Here is an 18,840-nt window from a genome sequence, read left to right as displayed (position 1 = left end):
AAAATTTCATCTGATTATATAATAAAAATTTAATATAGCACTAAATTTATCAAGATTTACGAAAAATTGTTACAATTTCAGCTTTAATTTTATTAATTTTTAAGGAATTTAATTTGAAAGAAAATTCATATAGCGTAGAAGAATTTGGCATTAAAGTTGAAAGATTTATTAGAAAATACAAATTTCTTTTTATATTTTTGATAATCGTAATTGTTGCTTATTTTGTTATAACATCTATTAATGATTCTATAAAACAAAAAACAAAAGAAGAAGCAAATGCTTTATATAATGAGCTATTAATTACTAAAAATAATGATAAATTAAATCAATTAAAATCTTTAAATCCTAATTTATATTTAGCAGTGCTTTTAGATGAAAAATATTTAGATGAATTATTACAATTTAATCCTAGTAATGAGGATAAATTATTATTAGAAATTTATAAAGCTAGAGAATTTAAATCAGATTTTTTCTTAACAGATTTAAAAACAATACAAGAAGCTTATGCGTTGTTAAAAGATAATAAAATTAAAGAAGCTGAAGTAAAACTTAATTCAATAAGTGCAAATTCTGTATTTTTAAGAATTGCTAATAATTTAAAACATTATCAAGGTAACCAATGAAAAAATATTCTTTAATAGCTTTATCTTTAGTATTTTTAGCGGCTTGTTCAGGTTCAAAACAATACTATAAGCCAGAAAATACTCAAAAGCTTACAACAATTAAAACGAAAAATGAGAATATCTTGAAGAATTTTAAAGGTTATGAAATCATTAACAAACAAGATAATATCTTATATTTATCTAATGATTTAGGATTTTTAAAAATCTTAAAAGATAAAGAAGTAATTTTTGATAAGAAATTTGATGCAAAAATTGTAAGTATCGCAACAGAAGGCAATAAAGCTGTAATGGTTGATGCTTTGAATAATATAATAATATTTGATTTGTTAGAACAAAAATATTTATTTAGTGAAAACTACGGACAAGCAAATGGAGTGGTGAAAAAATTAGCAAATCCTAGTTTCAATAACAATGTGATAATAATTCCTAGCTTAGATGGTAAATTAATCGTTATCAATAACAATACCAATACTTTTATAAGAAGTATAAATGTAGGAACTCAAGAATTTTTTAATAATGTTGTATTTTTAAAAGCTGATAGTGAAAAATTAATCGCAGCAAGTTCTAGTAAGGTATTTACAATAATTGATAATAAAACATATACTAAACTAATCAATATTAAAAAGGCTTTAGAAAAAGATAATTATATTTATATTTTATCAAACGAAGGCGTAATTTATAAATTTGATTATTTATTAAATGAAATTACAAAAATTAAATTTAAATATGCAAACTATAGTGATGTTTATGTTTATAATAACTTTATTTATGCTTTAGAGCATAATGGATACTTGATAAAATTAGATGATAAATTAAATGAATTAGCTGTTTATAATTTAGATTCTAAAATAGATTCAGGTGCTTATTTTAAGGATAATATTTTATTTTATAATAACAAAAGCTATGAATTGAAATGACTTTAATTGATATTGGAAACACAACAGCTTGTGTTTATAAAGAAGAACATGCAAAAAGGATAGAGTTAAAAGACTTTATCCCAAACTCTTTTAAAGAAAAAGTATTTTATATAAGTGTAAATTCTAATTTTTCTACATTACCTAATAACTATATTAATCTTGAACCTTATTTTAGTCTTAACACTTCTTATGTTGGTTTGGGTGTTGATAGAATTGCTTCTTGTTATTGCATTGATTCTGGCATTATTGTAGATGCTGGTAGTGCAATTACAATTGATAAAATGAGTGGCGGCAAACATTTAGGCGGATTTATTTTGCCAGGTATTCAATCATATCTTAATGCTTATAAAAATATTTCTTGTAGATTAGATTATGCATTGAATACATCTATTGATTTAAATTCGTTACCAAATTCCACAAAAGACGCTATTAGCTACGGGATAATTTCAAGTGTTGTAAATAGTATTAATGATTTTGCCAATGATGAGATAATTTATCTAACTGGTGGAGATGCAAGCTTTTTAAGTCAGTTTTTTAAAAATGCAATAAATGAGAAAAATTTAGTATTCCAAGGAATGCAAAAATTAATTAAAGACTTGAATTTATAAATAAATAAAATTATCATTAAAAAAATTACAAAAAGGATGGAGTATGGCACAACATTTTGATGTTATAGTAGTTGGTGGTGGAATTAGTGGAGCGGCTTTGTTTTATGAGCTTAGCAAATATACAAATGTAAAAAAAGTGGCATTAATAGAAAAATATCACGCATTAAGCACTCTCAATTCTAAAGGCACTAGCAATTCTCAAACAATTCATAGCGGAGATATAGAGACAAATTATACTTATGAAAAAGCTTCAAAAGTAAAACCTAACGCTGATATGATTGTAAATTATGCAAAATTAGTAAAAGCAGAAGAGAAGTTTATGTTTTCTCATCAAAAAATGGCTTTAGCTGTTGGTGAAGAAGAATGTGCTTTTATGCAAAAAAGATATGAAGAATTTAAAGATATTTATCCTTATATTAGAAAGTTTGATAAAGCAGAAATAAAAAGAATAGAGCCAAAAGTAGTAGAAGCTTTAGGTGGTGGTGATAGACCTGAAGAAATATTTGCAATGGGTGCATTAGCAGGGGATTGTTATACAACGGTTGATTTTGGCAAAATGAGCGAGAGTTTAGCTGAAGAAGCAATGAAAGCTAATCAAAAAAATCAAATGTTTTTTAATGAAGAAATTGTAAATATTTATAAAAAAGGCGATGTTTTTTATCTAATTAGTGCTAACAAGACTGAATTTAGTGCGAATTTCGTAGTGGTAAATGCAGGTGCTCATTCATTGTTTTTAGCACATAAGATGGGTTATGGTCTTGATTATGCCTGTTTGCCTGTTGCAGGTAGCTTTTATCTAACTAAAAAGCATTTATTAAATGGTAAAGTTTATATGGTTCAAAATCCAAAATTACCTTTTGCAGCATTACACGGCGACCCTGATATTTTATGTGATATGAATACTCGTTTTGGTCCGACTGCTTTAGTATTACCTAAGCTTGAGCGTTATCACGGGCTTAAGAGTTTGCCTGAATTTTTTACAACTTTACGCCTTGATGGAACTACTATTAAAATATTGCTTGATTTAATGAAAGATAGCACTATTAGAAATTATATTTTAAGAAATTTCTTATTTGAAGTGCCATACCTTAATAAAAATCTTTTCGTAAAAGACGCTAGAAAAATCGTCCCAAGTCTTACAACTGATGATATAACTTATGCAAAAGGTTTTGGTGGAGTTCGCCCACAAGTGCTAAACAAAACTGAAAAGAAATTAATGCTAGGCGAAGCTAGTATAGTGCCACAAAATCAAGGAATAATCTTTAATATGACCCCAAGTCCAGGTGCGACTAGTTGTATGGGAAATGCTTTAAGAGATTTAAGAATGGTGGTTGATTATTTAAAACTTGAATTTAACGAAGAACTATTCAATAAAGAACTAAGGGGATAAAATGAAAAAAACAAAAATAATAGCAACTTTAGGGCCTGCAAGCGATAGCGAAGAATGTATAAGAGAAATGATAAAAGCAGGTGTTAATGTATTTCGTTTAAATTTTTCTCACGGCTCTCATGAATATCATAAAGCGAATTTAGATAAGGTAAGAAAAATAGCTGAAGAATTAGGCGAAAATATCGGAGTATTACAAGATATTTCAGGACCAAAGATTAGGGTATTAGAATTACCTGAGCCATTTTTATTAAAAAAAGGTGATAGATTAGATATTTATAGACATACAATAAAGGCTAATCAAAAAGCACAAAATCACTATGAAGTAAGCACAAATTATAATGAAATTCTAGGTGCAGTAAGAGTTAGCGAGGCTATATATTTATGCGATGGTTCTATTAAAGTAATAGTTGAAGATGTAAATCAAGATTATTTAAAATGCCAAGTTCAAAACGATGGAAAATTAGCGTCAAATAAAGGTATAAATTTCCCTAATACAAAAATCAATATAGAAGTAATCACTAAAAAAGATAAAGATGATTTATTGTGGGGTGTTAAAAATGATGTTGATTATATGGCAATATCTTTTGTTCAAAACGCTTATGATATCAAAAATGCTAAGCAAATATTAGCCGAAAACGGAAATAAAACTGCTGTTTTTGCAAAGATTGAAAAATTTGACGCTGTTGAGAATATAGATGAAATTCTTAATGTAAGCGATGGGATAATGGTTGCTCGTGGGGATTTAGGAATAGAAGTTCCTTTTTATAAGGTTCCAAGCATACAAAAATCAATAATTAAAAAAGCTAATGAAATAGGTAAGCCAGTAATTACTGCAACTCAAATGCTATTTTCTTTAGCAAATAACAAAAGTGCAACTAGAGCAGAGATAAGCGATGTTGCAAATGCTGTGTTAGATGGAACTGATGCAGTTATGCTTAGCGAAGAAAGTGCAGTTGGAATTGACCCTGTAAATGCTGTTAGTATTATGGCTGCAACGATTAGCGAAGTAGAGAAAATCTATCCATATTGCAATTTTAATCACGATAAAAGAGATATGACTGATACCATCGCAGCATCAGCTGTGCAACTTGCAAAAGATATTAATGCAGACGCATTGATTTGTCTTACAAGTAGTGGTGCGAGTGTTAAAAAAATGGCAAGATATAGACCTGATACAAAGATAATAACAATGAGCCATTGTGATAAAACACTAAAAAGCCTTAGTATTTGTTGGGGTCTTAGTGAAGCTTATGTGGTTGATAAGGCAGGTAGTTTGCACGAACTTTTACAAAATTGTGTAAGAGTAGGGGTAAAAAAAGGCATTATGGATAAGAGTAAAAATTATGTTATTACAGCAGGTTATCCTGTAGGAGAAACAGGTAGCACGAATTTAATCAGAGTTCTTGGAAAAGAACAAATAGAGTATTATTTAAACTTGTAGAAAAAAAGGAATTTAAAATAGGCTTTTGCTTATTTTAAATTCTAAAAAATGAATGATATTTAAACTTATATTAAATAATAATTATTATAATACTTATCAATAATTATGAAAGGAAGTTTAAATGAAGAGAATATTCTTAAGCTCAACTTTAGCTTGTGTTTTAGCAAGTTCTTTAAATGCTAGTTATGTAGTAAAACCAAATGAAATGATTGATATTTATGATGATAGTATTAATAAAACTAGCATTCAAGCAAATCTTATTAAGTCTTTAAATCCAGATGATAGTTTTAAATGGCATTATGCAAGATATTTTGAAGGAAAATCAAAAACTGATTTATATTTTAGAGATATTAGTGTAAGAAATGATAAATTACTAGCAGCAGGGAGCTATCATTCATCAATAGTGTTATTTGACTTAAAAAATGACAATATTGTTTATAATGATTTTTATGCGATAAAGGATGCTGACCATTCTGAATTAGGTAAGAAATATCCAGAAGCTACCGACGATGCAAAAAAACAAGAAAAAGTTAAAGAAGATAGCAAAACAGATAATAATAACGATGATGATGAGTGGAGTGGGGCAAGTGAGCTTTTCGTAGAGCAAGTAGAATTTATAGATGATAAAACTGCTTTTGTAAATACTATGCCAAAATATTTAGGAAGAGATAATAAAAATGCTAGACCATATTTACACCATTCAGGACTACATAAAATAAAATTAGATAATAGCGGTGATTTAAAGGAATTAGCCTTTTTAAAGGGTGAATATTTTTTGTTTAGAAAATACAAAGATGGTGTAATTGCTTTAGATGATAAAGAAACTTTTAGTATTTTTGATAAGAATTTAAAATTGATAAAAAGCTTTAAGATTAAAGATGTAGTAAAGGCTGATGTTAGGCTTGATAGATTATTTGTGCTTTTAAAAGGCGAAAATAAAGGCATTTATGAATACGATATTAAAAAATCTAAACTAAATAAAATCGTAGATTTTAACGCACAATATTTTGGTCGTCCTATAAAAGCTACTACAAGCCCTTTTTTAGTAAGTCCTGATGCAAAAAATATTTATTATACAACACCACATAATTATAATTCTAAGCTATGTAAAGTAAGTGTATTAAATCACACAACAGAGTGTTCAAATACAGGTTTTGCTTTATATTCTGGCTCTTATGCTATTAGTCCAGATGGTAAAACTTTGGCTTATACTTTTGGAGATAGATTAGGGCAAACTAGCATTTTTAATATTGAAAATAAGCCGTATTTAGCAGGAAGTATTAAGGGTGGGAATGTAAGTTATGCCGCTACATTTAAAGATAATAATACATTAATTGTTTCTAATAATCGTAGAAATATTGATATTTATGATTTATCAAAAGGCAAAAGCATTAGTATAGATGATAAATTTGAGAATTTAAAAGCAAATATTTTTAGTTTTATTGCACCAAATATGGAAAACATTAAAATTAAGATGAAAAATAGTGGTGGAAAAGAAAAAATAAAATCAGATATTATTTTTCCACAACATATTGATGGGATAAATATTGTTTATCTTTTACCTGATGAGTTTGCAGATTTTGTTGATGAAAAAGGTAAAATTTTTGCTTTACCAAAAAATGATTTAAGTGGGGAATTTAGCGTTATATTAAAGCTATGTGAAAACGGCAAAATAATTCGTGAAGAAGCCTTAACAACTCCATTTAATATAAAAGTTAGTAAGTGAAAGAATTTGTTTTTTCTTGCTTTAGCACAAAATGTGTTGTTAAATTAGAAGCTAGCGAATATGAAGCTTCTAATTTAGCTATTAAATGTTTTGAGCTTTGTAAAAATCTACATTTAAAATATAATTATTTTGATAATTCTTCGCTGGTATCTAAAATTAATAATAAAAGCAAAAATCGTATAAAATTAGACCAGCAAACTATGATGATTTTGCAAAAACTCTCAAGTCTTAGTGAAATTACTAATTATGCTTTTGATATTACACTAATCAATAAAAAATTAAAAAATAATGCAAAATATGGTAAAAATTCATATTTTTTATCTAAAAAATTTATAGAATTTGAAGATATAAATACAAAAATTGACTTAGGTGGCGTGATTAAAGAATTTGCAGTTGATGAATGTGCTAAAATTTGTGAAAAATACAAATATGTGATTAATTTTGGAGGGGATTTAAAGACTAATAAAGAAATATTTGTAAATATTAAAAATCCTAAAAATCCACAAGAAGCTATTAAAAAATGGCAAATCTTAAATCAATCGCTAACAACTTCAGCACAATATGAAAGGGCAAATCACATAATAAATACAAAAGATTTTAAATATTCTCAAGTTAGTGTAATAGGAGAAAACACGCTTAGTTGCGGGGTATTTTCCACTGCTTTGTGCTTTGAAGAATTTGTTTTGCCTAAAGAGTATTTAGCAATTTGCATTGATTTTAATAACGAAATAAAATACCAATCTAATCGCGACAGGTAATTTAATATATTTTAATTGAAGTTAAAATAAAGAGAGTTTTATTATATTACTTTAGAACAATCTTGATTAAAAATATTGTTACAAATGCTTGCTTTTTAGATATTTAAAGAAAAATAGCAATAATTTTTGTATTACTTTTGCAAAATAGATAAAATTACAAATACCACTGCTTGTTTTGCTCATTGCAACATAATTTTTATCAAAATCATAATTTAAGAATTTTTAAAAACTTAAATATATTTTTATGAATAGTAGCGTGAGTTGAAAATATTGCTTGTTATATTCTAACTATTTGCTTTATATGTTTGTTTTGTTAAAATATTTAGAAGTTTCACTAAGTTTTATACTTAATATTTAATATAGTTTTTGTCTATGATTTTTATATTGTGCTATCAGTTTTAAATTCTATTTTTTTGCAAATAATTATATTGTGAATTTAATGTTTAAAATATTTGTTTGATTTTAGATACGAGCTAAAAATAAAATTAAAGGAAATAAAAAAGTGGCTCCGGATGTAGGATATTTTTTAAATACATAAAAGCTTATTAATAAAGATAATATGGTAATTTAATTACAAAAGTTAATTTAAAAGTAACTAAAATAAAAGAATTAAACAAACATTATATAAGCTATTTGCAAATTAACTAAACAAATACTATAATAAAAATGTTTCACCCTTTTTGGGTTAGTCGCCCCCTTATCGCAAGATAATGGCTCGGGTTTCCCCCACCTTTTAGGTGTGGGGTTAATTTATTACTTCATTTATAATTATTTGTTTTATATTTAAAAAATCATTTTTTAGTAATTTAATTTTAGCTTGATACATAACTCTTTTATTGTCAAACACTTTAATTTGAGATAATAAAGCAGTTTGTAAGCTTCCATTACTATCAAAAACATAACGATATTTATTAGCTTTTCCATATACTTTAGAACTTAAAGGAACACCTAAAAACAGCCTATTACCAGCACTATCAAAAAGCTTATTAATCACTAGCACAGGTCTAGCATAATCTTTACCTTTGCCATAAACTTCATAACCTATATTTAATCCTATTTTAACCCAATAAACTTCCCCAAGTTTTATATTTTTATGTTTATTATTATCATTTGTTTTCTTTTTAACTTCATTCCAGTCATCATAATTCATCATAGCAAAATCCTATTTTTTCTTATTTTATAATAATTTTTCTATATTGTTAATATAGTCGCCATACCATTGCATTAAAATCATTTTTTCTTTTATAGATGATCTACTTCTTTCATAATGCATCGCTATGCCTTTTGTAGAATGATCCATAACTTCTTCAATTACTTTTTCACTAATACCCATACTATTTAAAGCGGTAATATTTAAACTACATATTGTTTTAAAAGTGCTTCTAAATCCATAAGGGACTACTTTTCCATAATATTTATAATTTAAAGTTTCTCTAATAGCTTTACTTATAGTATTTGTTGATATGTGCTTATTTTTGTATTTTGAAGGAAATACATAAATATTATTTTTTGAAATTGATTTTAATTCAGATAAAATTTTAATCATATATGTATTCAATGCTATTGTATGTTCATTTTTATTCTTCATTTCACTTGCTGGAATAGTCCATAATTTATTTTTAAAATCAATATAACTCCATTTCGCAGATACTGTGTTAAATGGTCTATTTGCAGTGAGAATTTGTAAAAATATTGCATATTTAATATTTAAATCAATTTTATTATTTTCTTTTAGGCATTTTATAAAATTTTTTATATCTTCATTATTTATTAGAGCAGGTCTTCTGCCATCACGAGAGTTAATTTTATTAAATTCTTTTAAAGTAATAAAGTGTTCTTTTAAATTATTTGCTGGATTATTTTGTATGTAATTATCTGCTATCGCTAAATCAAAAATTGATTTTAAATATGATATTAGCCTGTGTATTATATCAATTCTACTTTTATTTTTATTTGCTGGATTATATATACTAGTTAGTATATCTAATAATTCACTATGTTTAATATCTGCAATGTTTTTATCTCCTAACTTGGGTAAAAGGTATTTATTAATTCTTTGCATTATTTGTTTTACATATCTTTCATTTCTACATTTGTTTTGAACTATTTTTATATATTGTTTATATAAAATACTAAAATTGTAATTTACCCTATTGATGCTTAAATTGTAGTTTTCATCAATAAGTAGTTTTCTTAATATTTTAATTGCATCAGCTCTTGCTTCTTTTATAGAGTATATATTTTCTCTAAATTCATGAAGTTTTATCATTTTGTTTTTATACCTAATACAAAATGTTTTCATACCACTAGGATAAATTCTTAGATATAGTTCTTTTGGATTACCAACACATTTAATATATGCTTTATTGTTATTTTGTAATTTTTTAATATCTTTATTTGTTAAATTAGTGCTACTAATTCTTCCCATTATTATCCTTTTACAGTTTATAGTTTTAAGTTACTTAAAAAGTTATTTAAAGTATGTTTAAGTCAAAAAATAATATACTGAACTTGTTTTATACTTTCATTACCTTCTTATTTAAAATCTAATAATTTTTATTTTTTTTTACTTTATAAATACCACTAGTCTGTTACTTGTCTGACACTAGTCTGACCACTAGTCTGCTTTATAAAATAGACTAGTCTGACTAGTCTGTATATTTTTTACATATAAAAATTATTAAAATTTAAAAAATAGCAAAAAAAGTAATGAATTTTAAGTATTTTTAACGCTTGTCTGACACTAGTCTGACCACTAGTCTGCTTTATAAAATAGACTAGTCCGTAATCTTATGCACTAGTCTGAATTTTATTAATACTTATCTGGAATTTATATTAATTTATAGATTAAAATAGTTTATTTTAAATTATTTTAGTTTTCAGCCATTTTTTCTCTTAGTAGTTGTCTAAAAAAGCTATTTCTGCTTATATAATTTTCTGCACAATATTGTTCTAAAGCATTAAATTCATCTTCTGTTAATGTAACTGTAAAACCTTTAGTAACTTTTAACTTAGAGTTTTTTTTCTTTCTAGTTTGTTTTTGAGCTTCTTTATATGTATTTACAACATTGTCTTTTAAAATATCATCAATACTTACTTCTAATTTTTTAGTCATTTTTTATCCTTGTCAATATATTTTACTAATTATATTAATTATAGTCAATTAAAATAATTTAAAATAAATTAAAATAATTTATTGTTTTTAATATACTTTAATAGCTCATAATAAGATTTAATGAAATTTTTATAGCTATGCATTGATAGTGTGTTTTCTTTATATAATTCATTAAAGCTTTTTCCATAATTCATAGAATTTAATACTATTTTTGAGTCTTTAAAATAAAAAATTGGTATATTGCAATCTTTAATTTTTTTTAGGTTTTTTATTAAAAAAGCTACTTCTTTGTTGTCTTTAAAGCCAGTAGCGAGTATGATAAAATTTTTATTAAATTCTTTTAGTTCATTATAAGTTTCATAAGTTCTAATTATTGAATTTAAATTTGGATTTGTTGGTATTATTATATAATTTGACTTTTCAACAATATTTAAAATACCTTTTGCTACAAATCCACCAAAATCATATACACAATTATCTATTAGTTTTACTTCTTGAGAGATTTTAGCTTTATTTGGATAGATATGTTCAATACAGCTATTGTCATTTGATTGTAAATACATATTTAAATCTTTTGCTATTGAAAAGGCAAAAGGAGTTTTACCAACACCACCTTTTTTTGATATAACTGAAATTATCATTTTTTATTCCTTTAAATAATATATTTTAGTATATAATATATTAAAATAAATTAAAATAAGCTAAAATAATTTAAAATAGTTTAATTTAAGCTATAATTAATTTATGATTAATATAATTAAACAAATAATTCAAAATAAAGGAAGAAAGTATGAAAAAAATTAATTTAGTGGCTGCAGGTATAGTGTGTTTATTTTCTACTGGTTGTGTTTTGCCAAAATTACCACCTGTTCCTGATGCGTTAAAAGCACCGGAAATAAATAATAATAATAGTAAAAGTGATATTACAAAAAGACCTATGATTTTAATGGAGTATCCTGATGGAAGAATAGAAACTCAAGGTAATATGAATTATGGTAAAAAGTGTGTATTAGAAAAAGATAGTAGAAGTGGTAGAATTACAAAAACAGGTGTTGTTGTTCGTGATAGATGTGTTCCTGACCATTGTAAAAAGTGGTATGATGATGTAGATCTTCAGCCTAAAAATGAAAAGGAAGAAGAAGAGTTAAAATTCTGTGAAATTGATGTTAAGTCAATTAATTTTGGCTATCAGCTAATTAAATAATTACATACCTAGCTTTTAGCTAGGTATTTTGTTTTTAGATTATACTTCATTTTTTTGTTTATACAATTATTAGTGTTTATTGCCTTACTTATATTATCAATCACTTCACAATACCATCTATTGTATTGGCATTATCGTTTTTAATAAGTTTATAAATGCTTTTATTGTTTTCCTTGATTTTTTCTTTAGCCCATAAAACACCACAATAATTATTTAAAATATTTGCAATTTTACTTTTATCTTTAACTATGCCTTCACCTATTAAATAATTTTTAATTTGTGTATAATTAGCTTCTTTATTGTTTGATAAAAATTCTATTATTTCATCTACTATTTTGGTATCGTTTTTATTCTCACTTGCCCATAATATGTCAACTTCTATCAATCTATGCTTATCTAAATCAAATTGAAAAGCCTTGTTTTTTAAATCACCATTTCTTGCTTTTATAGTTTTAAATATAAAAGTTTGTTTATCTGGGTTATTTTCAAGGATAAAAGCATTTGTTGTATCTTCTAAAAATGCAGATGAACCCGCGTAATTTTCTCCTAAATCTTTTTGTGGTTTATTTGTATGGTGTAAAAATATAACAGTAGCTCCAGCATCTCTTAAAGCTTTTACTAATCTCATAAATTCACTTACATCTTTGTTTTTATCTCTATCGCCTAGAATAAAGTTTTTTATGCTATCTAAGATAAACAATGTATTTGTTAAATCTACATTTTTAAATTTGTTAAGGAATATATTTGCTTCTTCTGCTGAATAATTGCTAGATGAAAACATATTAAATCTACTTCCAAATTCGTTTCTTATTTTATAGATTTTCCTATTTGTCAATGTAGCTATTGAATTATCTAAATCAAAATATACAACTTTATGTTCTATTGATTGTTTTAAAAAACTAGTGCAAATTCCTAAAGCAGTTAAAGATTTACCACCACTAGGCTTTGAAGCTATCATTGTGATTTCGTTTTTAACAATTAAATTATTTATAATGTATTCAATTTTTGACTTATCACTATCTAATGTTTCATAGTTAAACATATTCATATTAATTATGCTTTCAAAATTTTCACTGTTTATTTCAGAGTTTTCTAAAGCTTGTATTTTTTGCAATAAAAAATCTATTGTATGTTGAATATATTCTTTTTCTTTATCAAGCTTTATTTTTGATAATAAAGTTTTTAAGTTATCTACTTCTTTTTGAAATTCTGCTATTTCTTTATATTTGTTTTGTATAGCTTTTGCTATTTGATTTTCATTTGTCTTCATACTTCAGCCCTTTATTTTTAAATAGTAGCAATTTCAGGTTAATAAAAAATTAATTTATCATATTATATAATAAGATAAAAATTAAAAAATAAAAGGATTTTTTATGAAAAATAATAAGATTTTATTATTATTACTAACACCAAATCTTGTTTTAGCTGCTGGTGGTTTGTCAAAAGTAAATAACTTATTTGACACAGTTTTAGGTTGGATTTTAGCAGTTGCTTTCACAATATCAACAATTGCATTAGTGTATTCTGGAATTAAAGTTATGTGGGGCGGACATCCGTTTCAAGAATATTCAAGAGTAATTGTTGGTTCTATTGTTATAGCTTCTTCAAGTGCAATTATTGGTGCTATTTACGCTTTTTAAATGAATACAGATTTATTTTTTAAAGCACTAAGCAGACCTGCTATGCTTTTTGGCGTTCCTATGATGCCTTTATTATCTGTTATGATGTTTATATTGTTTTCTGCAATATATATCAATCTATTTTTCTTTTTTTTAGCTATACCTATATTTTTTATAATGCGTTTTATGGCTAAAAAAGATGATATGATTTTTAGGCTTTTATTTTTAAAATTAAAATTTTTTACAAATCCTGCACAAAAAAAATTTTATAAAACCAAAGCATATGTAACTTCAAGTTATACACATAATAAAACTTATAATAATCTAACAAAATTAAGTATTAGTGCATTACATAGTCTTGCAAATATTTCATCGCACATTCCATTTCAAACTCTCATAAATAATCATATTATAACTACTAAAGAATGTGAATATGTAGCAACATTTGTTATTGATGGTGTTGATTTTGAAGTAGAAAATAGTGTGGATTTAGAAGTTAATAAAAATAAATTAAATATGTTAATAAAATCATATTCTTCTGAAAACATATCTTTTTATTTTCATAATTGCAGAATTGAATTAAACGATTATTTAAATAGTCTTTTTAAAAATAATTTTTTAAAAGATTTTAATGATAGGTATTATTCAAATTTTAACCAATTGAAAGAAAACAAGCTAGTATTATCAGTCATATATTCACCATTAAATAAACTTGCCAGTTCAAAATTTAAAAAATTGAGCGTAGAAACAAAAATTCAAGAGATTAGGCAACATGTTAAAAATTTTGAAGAATTGCTTTTGGGGATTGAAGGTAATTTAAAGGATTTTGGAGTTGCAAGACTTGGTAAATACATTGAAAATAATATAGTTTATTCATCTCAACTTGAGTTTTATAACTTTTTGCTTTCAGGAACTTTTTCAAAAGTGCGTGTGAATGATACAGTGTTATGTGATTATTTGCAAGGTAATATGAGCGCAATTTTATTTGGACATAATATTGCACAAATTGATTTAAACAATGGTAAAAAAAGATTTTTAAAAGCAATTGAAATTAAAGAATATCCAAATTATAGCTATATTGGTATGCTAGATCATCTTATGTATTTAAATATAAATTATGTTATTACACAAAGTTTTACTCCTATGAAGAAAGTAGATGCAAAAGAAGCAATTGGTTTGCAAAAAAAGAGATTAGTTAGTGCAGAAGATGATGCTATATCGCAAATAATAGATATTGATCAAGCATTAGATGATTTAACTTCTGGTGAAATTTCTTTCGGAAATTATCATTTTTCATTAATTGTATATGCTGATAGTATAAAAGAAGTAGAAGAAAATACAAATATAATAATATCAAAACTTGCAGATGAAGGCTTTTTGACTACTATTGCTAATATTGCTTTACCTGCAACTTATTTTGCTCAAATACCTGCAAATTATCAAATTAGACCACGACTTCATAAAATTTCAAGTAAAAATTATGCTTCATTGATTGCTTTGCATAATTTTGGTAAAGGTAAAAAGGATAAAAATTGTTGGGGTCAAGCAGTATCTATTTTAAGAACCCCTAATGGATCTCCATATTATTTTAATTTTCATGAAACAAGATTTAATAATGATGATTTTGGTGAATTATTATTAGCAAATACTATGATTTTAGGTAAATCAGGTGGTGGTAAAACAGCACTAATGAATTTTTTATTAAATCAACTTGCAAAATATTCTGATCCTTCAACTTTCCCAGTATCAATTCCAGAAGACAAGAAAAAAGCCACCTTTTTTTACCTAGATAAAGATAAAGGTGCTATTGGTAATATTATTGCCCAAAATGGAACTTACATTACTATTGATGGTGGAAATCCAACAGGCTTTAATCCTTTTATGTGTGATAACACACCAGAAAATATAAGAAATTTACAAATTCTTATGAAATTATTAGTTACTAGAAATGATGAGAAAATATCCGTAAAAGAAGAAGAAGATTTAAATTTTGCAGTTATTTCAATAATGAATAATTTTAATAAAGAAGAAAGAAAATATGGAATCACATTAATGCTAGAGCATTTAACTGAAGGAACAAATGAGATTAACTCAATTAGAAGTAGATTGGCACAATGGAGTAAAAATAAGCAGTTTGGTTGGGTGTTTGATAACGAAAATGACAATTTTTCTTTTAAAGATGATTGCAATTTATTTGGTATAGATGGAACTGATTTATTAAGTGATAATGACATTAATGGTCCTGTATCATTTTATATTCTATGGAGAATATTTGAAAAGTGCGATGGTAGAAGATTTGCATTATTTGTTGATGAAGCTTGGGATTGGATTAGAAATCCAGTAGTTGCAAAAGAAATACACAATAAAGAAAAAACAATAAGAAAGTTAAATGGATTTTTGGTGCTTGGAACTCAAAGTGTTGAAGATTTTGCCAAATCACCTATTGCAAGTGCAATAATAGAGCAAAGTGCAACTATATTATTACTGTCAAATCCACAAGCAAAAGAAGATGATTATTGTAAAGTTTTAAATCTTTCTAAAGAAGAGTATGAATTTGCAAAAAATACAATTCCTTCAATGTATCAAGTATTAATCAAAAAAGCAGAAGAAAGAGCTATTGTAAGTCTTGATCTTAGTTCTATCGGTAAAACATATTTAAAAATTATTTCTACAGGCAAAGCTTATGTTGAAAAACTTGAAAAAATAAATAAATTAGAAGTAGATTATAAAACAAAATTTCAAAAGATTTTAGAACTTTATAATGAAAGTATTGGAGATTGTAATGAAAAAAACATTGTTTAAATCATTAGTTGTTTTGTTATGCTTTACAAATAATGCTGTTGCCAGTGGAATACCAACAATTGATGTTGCTGCAATTGCACAAAATATTAAATCATATATAGATGATTTGAAGGAATATGCAGTGGAAGCTAATCGTTGGGCAACTACATTGATGCAGTATAGACAAGTAGTTGAACACTATGCACAAGAATTAAAAAATACTACTGGTATTAGTGATATTGTATCAGCAATAAATAGTGCTGAAGGTTTATATGAAGAAACTATAAAATTCAAAAGCAACTCATTGCAATTGCACTCTATGGTTAAAGAAGATTTAACAAGCGAAGGTTTAAAACAGCGTGGTAAAGAGTTATCTACAAAATTTTTATTAAGCGATTATTGCAGTAGCTATGAATCTAAAAACAAACAAGCAATTTGCTATAGAGAAGTTGCCACAACTTTTCAAAATGAAGAAGAGCTGAAAGAAATAGATAAGAATTTTAATGCTACATTAAAAGAAATTGAATCTTTAGCTAAAAAAGCAGTAAAAGCTACAACAATGAAAGAATCAGCTGATGCTCAAACTGCACTGCAAATAGCTCAATCAAAATTACAAACACAAGAACAACAATTAAAAATATTAAACGAAAAACATGCTAGAGCAATGCAAATTAATGAGCAGTTAAAAGAAGATGAGCGAGTAAATTACAATAACAATCAGTATAGAAATTTAAAACTAGCAAGAAAATTTAAACTTGATGATGTAAGGTTTGAATAATGATTGTTTATAAGCCAGATACAGGTGCTTTTATTTATGTTGGAGAGCTTGTATCAAATATTTTTGAGATTGATTCAAGTTCTAGTCCTTTTTATACTGCTTCTTCTATTATTCAAGGTTTTGTAATTACACTGCAATATACTGCTATTACTTATTTAACTATATGGCTAATATATGAGTTTTTACAATTTTCAATGTCTATAAAACAACAAAGTTTCGCAACTTTATTGTGGGATTTTATGATGAAGATTATAGTGATATTTTTGTTTATGAATTACGGTAATTTCATCGGTTTATTTAAATCAGCAATAAATGATGTAATGAACTATGCCGGTAATTTTGCCTTTAGTGGTAGTAATTGGACTGCTTGGGAAAAAGTTCAAGCTTATATGGATTCTATAGTAAAACTTGTTGCAAAGATGATAGATGATGCATCGTGGTGGTCTGGTGAAAAAATTGTAGCTGGGCTATCTGGGCTTTTTGGTTTAGCTGGTGGTCTTATTGGTTCTTTATCTTTAGCTTCTGCATTAAGTATAGTTCAAATCACTAATTCTATTTTAATAATGATAGCCCCATTAATGTTTGCATTTTTATTGCTTAAATCAACCAAACAAGTATTTTCACAATATATATCATTGTTAATAAGTAATTTTTTAGCACTTTTATTTATAAATATTTTTGCAAGCGTTATTATTCAGTTTGTTATGTCTTTAACAAATGATGAAATTTATGGAAAAAATCCTAATATTATTTTAGTGGTTATTTCTTGTATAGTTTCAGGTGTAATTTTACGCACCGGAACAACATTAGCTCTTCAATTAGCACAACAATTATCATCTGTTAGCCTAGATAGTGCTGTAAAGTCAGCCCAAACTTCAACTAGTGTAGGCTCTTTAGTAACTGCTGGTGCAACTGCTAAATTAGGTTATATGAGTAGATTATTACCTAGTGGAATAGTAAATCAAGGTAAAAAAGAATTTGGAGCAGTTAAAAACGGATACCAAAGGGCTAAAAATGCTTATAGCAAAACCAAACATGGAATTAATTCAATTAGAAACAATACTGCGAAATGGAGAAATAGCAAATGAAGTATTTGCCAACAATACTATTAATATTAATCTTAAATGCTTGTTCTATAAATAATAAAAATTTTGACAAATTATTTGATGGAACTAATTGGGAAGCTGTAAATAAAACGGAGAGTAATAATGAAAAAAACAAATGATGAAAATATTGCTTTAAGCTATGAAGCAAGTCTTAGATATTTGCTAGATGTATCAAATAAAAGAGCTTGGACTATATCATTTATATCAATAATTATTGCAATCATTAGTGTAGTTGCAGTGTGTTTATTAACACCATTAAAAACAGTTGAGCCTTATGTAATAAAAGTTGATAATAAAACGGGTGAAACAAGTGTTATTACAATATTAAATGAAGAAAATTTTACTAGTAGTGAAGCTTTAGATAAGTTTTTTATTGGTGATTATGTTAAAACACGAGAAAGCTATTATTACAATATACTTGAAAAAGATTATTTAAAAACTCAATTATATTCATCTGATGAAGTTAAGAAAGAATATATAAGGTTATTTGAAGGTTCTGATTCTATATTAGAAAAATTAAAAAATTCTTATGAAATAAATGTAAAAATAAAATCAATCGTTTTAGGTGAAAGTGCTGGTATTAAATTAGCTACAGTTAGGTTTAAAACAATAACAAAAGATTTAAGAAGTGGTGTAGAACAAGAGAGTAATAAAATCGCCACTATTACATACGATTATTTAACAAATACAAGATTAGATGAAGCTACAAGACTTGAAAACCCACTTAGCTTTCAAGTGTTAAATTATAGATTAGATTACGAAATAGGACAATGA

The 18,840-nt window shown here is 25.9% G+C and carries 19 protein-coding genes; 14 read left to right on the top strand and 5 right to left on the bottom strand.

Translation table 11 applies throughout. The features are described from left to right. Positions 1–113: 113 nt before the first annotated feature. The 7 genes from AVBRAN9331_RS02390 (at position 114) to AVBRAN9331_RS02360 (ending at position 7,463) form a co-directional block, all read left to right on the top strand. Positions 114–623, top strand: coding sequence for a hypothetical protein (locus AVBRAN9331_RS02390; RefSeq protein WP_214116215.1), 510 nt, complete (start codon positions 114–116; stop codon positions 621–623). Then, the gene (locus AVBRAN9331_RS02385; RefSeq protein WP_214116217.1) at positions 620–1,540 is read left to right on the top strand and encodes a hypothetical protein; all 921 of its coding nucleotides are present in this window, start codon (positions 620–622) and stop codon (positions 1,538–1,540) included. The genes AVBRAN9331_RS02390 and AVBRAN9331_RS02385 overlap by 4 nt, the downstream gene beginning before the upstream one ends. After that, positions 1,537–2,148: a type III pantothenate kinase gene (locus AVBRAN9331_RS02380; RefSeq protein ID WP_336612326.1), complete on the top strand. Its 612-nt coding sequence runs from the start codon at positions 1,537–1,539 to the stop codon at positions 2,146–2,148. Before AVBRAN9331_RS02385 ends, AVBRAN9331_RS02380 begins: the two co-directional genes overlap by 4 nt. A 43-nt stretch (positions 2,149–2,191) precedes the next feature. Then, a complete protein-coding gene (locus tag AVBRAN9331_RS02375; protein ID WP_239803221.1) occupies positions 2,192–3,538 on the top strand; it encodes an FAD-dependent oxidoreductase in 1,347 nt (448 codons plus the stop codon). 1 nt (position 3,539) lies between these two features. Beyond that, a complete protein-coding gene (pyk, locus tag AVBRAN9331_RS02370) occupies positions 3,540–4,979 on the top strand; it encodes a pyruvate kinase (protein ID WP_239803220.1) in 1,440 nt (479 codons plus the stop codon). Positions 4,980–5,100: 121 nt separating this feature from the next. Then, positions 5,101–6,705, top strand: a complete 1,605-nt coding sequence (locus AVBRAN9331_RS02365; RefSeq protein ID WP_336612325.1) for a hypothetical protein — start codon at positions 5,101–5,103, stop codon at positions 6,703–6,705. Continuing rightward, positions 6,702–7,463, top strand: coding sequence for an FAD:protein FMN transferase (locus AVBRAN9331_RS02360; RefSeq protein WP_239803218.1), 762 nt, complete (start codon positions 6,702–6,704; stop codon positions 7,461–7,463). The genes AVBRAN9331_RS02365 and AVBRAN9331_RS02360 overlap by 4 nt, the downstream gene beginning before the upstream one ends. 745 nt (positions 7,464–8,208) lie before the next feature. Here AVBRAN9331_RS02360 and AVBRAN9331_RS02355 read toward each other — a convergent pair. From AVBRAN9331_RS02355 to AVBRAN9331_RS02340, 4 genes are all read right to left on the bottom strand, one after another. After that, the gene (locus AVBRAN9331_RS02355) at positions 8,209–8,616 is read right to left on the bottom strand and encodes a type II toxin-antitoxin system PemK/MazF family toxin (protein ID WP_239803217.1); all 408 of its coding nucleotides are present in this window, start codon (positions 8,614–8,616) and stop codon (positions 8,209–8,211) included. A gap of 24 nt (positions 8,617–8,640) precedes the next feature. Then, complete coding sequence (locus AVBRAN9331_RS02350; RefSeq protein WP_239803216.1) at positions 8,641–9,891, bottom strand: tyrosine-type recombinase/integrase; 1,251 nt, start codon at positions 9,889–9,891, stop codon at positions 8,641–8,643. Positions 9,892–10,335: 444 nt separating this feature from the next. Beyond that, a complete protein-coding gene (locus AVBRAN9331_RS02345) occupies positions 10,336–10,578 on the bottom strand; it encodes a hypothetical protein (protein ID WP_239803215.1) in 243 nt (80 codons plus the stop codon). Between the two features lie 68 nt (positions 10,579–10,646). Beyond that, complete coding sequence (locus AVBRAN9331_RS02340; RefSeq protein WP_239803214.1) at positions 10,647–11,219, bottom strand: hypothetical protein; 573 nt, start codon at positions 11,217–11,219, stop codon at positions 10,647–10,649. Positions 11,220–11,368: 149 nt separating this feature from the next. On the opposite strand from AVBRAN9331_RS02340, the gene AVBRAN9331_RS02335 reads away from it, so the two are divergent. Continuing rightward, the gene (locus AVBRAN9331_RS02335; protein WP_239803213.1) at positions 11,369–11,782 is read left to right on the top strand and encodes a hypothetical protein; all 414 of its coding nucleotides are present in this window, start codon (positions 11,369–11,371) and stop codon (positions 11,780–11,782) included. Positions 11,783–11,882: 100 nt separating this feature from the next. On the opposite strand, the gene AVBRAN9331_RS02330 is transcribed toward AVBRAN9331_RS02335, so the two are convergent. Then, positions 11,883–13,052, bottom strand: coding sequence for an AAA family ATPase (locus AVBRAN9331_RS02330; protein ID WP_239803212.1), 1,170 nt, complete (start codon positions 13,050–13,052; stop codon positions 11,883–11,885). Positions 13,053–13,155: 103 nt separating this feature from the next. Between AVBRAN9331_RS02330 and AVBRAN9331_RS02325 the strand changes: the two genes are divergently transcribed. From AVBRAN9331_RS02325 to AVBRAN9331_RS02300, 6 genes are read left to right on the top strand one after another with little or no spacing between them, the layout of a single operon-like run. After that, positions 13,156–13,422 carry a TrbC/VirB2 family protein gene (locus AVBRAN9331_RS02325; RefSeq protein WP_239803211.1) on the top strand — a complete coding sequence of 89 codons (267 nt, stop codon included), beginning with the start codon at positions 13,156–13,158 and terminating at the stop codon, positions 13,420–13,422. Beyond that, on the top strand, positions 13,423–16,203 hold the full coding sequence (locus AVBRAN9331_RS02320; protein ID WP_239803210.1) for a TraG/VirB4 family ATPase: 2,781 nt from the start codon (positions 13,423–13,425) through the stop codon (positions 16,201–16,203). Continuing rightward, positions 16,184–16,960: a type IV secretion system protein gene (locus tag AVBRAN9331_RS02315; protein ID WP_239803209.1), complete on the top strand. Its 777-nt coding sequence runs from the start codon at positions 16,184–16,186 to the stop codon at positions 16,958–16,960. The genes AVBRAN9331_RS02320 and AVBRAN9331_RS02315 overlap by 20 nt, the downstream gene beginning before the upstream one ends. Further along, positions 16,960–18,048, top strand: a complete 1,089-nt coding sequence (locus AVBRAN9331_RS02310; RefSeq protein ID WP_239803208.1) for a type IV secretion system protein — start codon at positions 16,960–16,962, stop codon at positions 18,046–18,048. The genes AVBRAN9331_RS02315 and AVBRAN9331_RS02310 overlap by 1 nt, the downstream gene beginning before the upstream one ends. Further along, positions 18,045–18,185 (top strand): hypothetical protein, encoded by a 141-nt coding sequence (locus tag AVBRAN9331_RS02305; protein WP_239803207.1) that lies wholly within the window; start codon positions 18,045–18,047, stop codon positions 18,183–18,185. Before AVBRAN9331_RS02310 ends, AVBRAN9331_RS02305 begins: the two co-directional genes overlap by 4 nt. Continuing rightward, positions 18,169–18,840 carry a virB8 family protein gene (locus AVBRAN9331_RS02300; protein ID WP_239803206.1) on the top strand — a complete coding sequence of 224 codons (672 nt, stop codon included), beginning with the start codon at positions 18,169–18,171 and terminating at the stop codon, positions 18,838–18,840. The genes AVBRAN9331_RS02305 and AVBRAN9331_RS02300 overlap by 17 nt, the downstream gene beginning before the upstream one ends.

Origin of the sequence: Campylobacter sp. RM9331 (assembly GCF_020137685.1) — a bacterium.
In the GTDB taxonomy this organism is placed as follows: domain Bacteria; phylum Campylobacterota; class Campylobacteria; order Campylobacterales; family Campylobacteraceae; genus Campylobacter_E.
Note: the sequence above shows the minus strand (reverse complement) of the source record. Positions and strands in the feature narration are given on the sequence as shown.

What these genes read in the sequence shown, in the direction of transcription:
- AVBRAN9331_RS02325 (WP_239803211.1), top strand. Translation starts at nt 13,156, where the DNA reads ATGAAAAATAATAAGATTTTATTATTATTACTAACACCAAATCTTGTT.
- AVBRAN9331_RS02375 (WP_239803221.1), top strand. Translation starts at nt 2,192, where the DNA reads ATGGCACAACATTTTGATGTTATAGTAGTTGGTGGTGGAATTAGTGGA.
- AVBRAN9331_RS02300 (WP_239803206.1), top strand. Translation starts at nt 18,169, where the DNA reads ATGAAAAAAACAAATGATGAAAATATTGCTTTAAGCTATGAAGCAAGT.
- AVBRAN9331_RS02355 (WP_239803217.1), bottom strand. Translation starts at nt 8,616, where the DNA reads ATGATGAATTATGATGACTGGAATGAAGTTAAAAAGAAAACAAATGAT.
- AVBRAN9331_RS02350 (WP_239803216.1), bottom strand. Translation starts at nt 9,891, where the DNA reads ATGGGAAGAATTAGTAGCACTAATTTAACAAATAAAGATATTAAAAAA.
- AVBRAN9331_RS02330 (WP_239803212.1), bottom strand. Translation starts at nt 13,052, where the DNA reads ATGAAGACAAATGAAAATCAAATAGCAAAAGCTATACAAAACAAATAT.
- AVBRAN9331_RS02365 (WP_336612325.1), top strand. Translation starts at nt 5,101, where the DNA reads ATGAAGAGAATATTCTTAAGCTCAACTTTAGCTTGTGTTTTAGCAAGT.
- AVBRAN9331_RS02305 (WP_239803207.1), top strand. Translation starts at nt 18,045, where the DNA reads ATGAAGTATTTGCCAACAATACTATTAATATTAATCTTAAATGCTTGT.
- AVBRAN9331_RS02335 (WP_239803213.1), top strand. Translation starts at nt 11,369, where the DNA reads ATGAAAAAAATTAATTTAGTGGCTGCAGGTATAGTGTGTTTATTTTCT.
- AVBRAN9331_RS02310 (WP_239803208.1), top strand. Translation starts at nt 16,960, where the DNA reads ATGATTGTTTATAAGCCAGATACAGGTGCTTTTATTTATGTTGGAGAG.
- AVBRAN9331_RS02345 (WP_239803215.1), bottom strand. Translation starts at nt 10,578, where the DNA reads ATGACTAAAAAATTAGAAGTAAGTATTGATGATATTTTAAAAGACAAT.
- AVBRAN9331_RS02320 (WP_239803210.1), top strand. Translation starts at nt 13,423, where the DNA reads ATGAATACAGATTTATTTTTTAAAGCACTAAGCAGACCTGCTATGCTT.
- AVBRAN9331_RS02380 (WP_336612326.1), top strand. Translation starts at nt 1,537, where the DNA reads ATGACTTTAATTGATATTGGAAACACAACAGCTTGTGTTTATAAAGAA.
- AVBRAN9331_RS02315 (WP_239803209.1), top strand. Translation starts at nt 16,184, where the DNA reads ATGAAAAAAACATTGTTTAAATCATTAGTTGTTTTGTTATGCTTTACA.
- pyk (WP_239803220.1), top strand. Translation starts at nt 3,540, where the DNA reads ATGAAAAAAACAAAAATAATAGCAACTTTAGGGCCTGCAAGCGATAGC.
- AVBRAN9331_RS02340 (WP_239803214.1), bottom strand. Translation starts at nt 11,219, where the DNA reads ATGATAATTTCAGTTATATCAAAAAAAGGTGGTGTTGGTAAAACTCCT.
- AVBRAN9331_RS02385 (WP_214116217.1), top strand. Translation starts at nt 620, where the DNA reads ATGAAAAAATATTCTTTAATAGCTTTATCTTTAGTATTTTTAGCGGCT.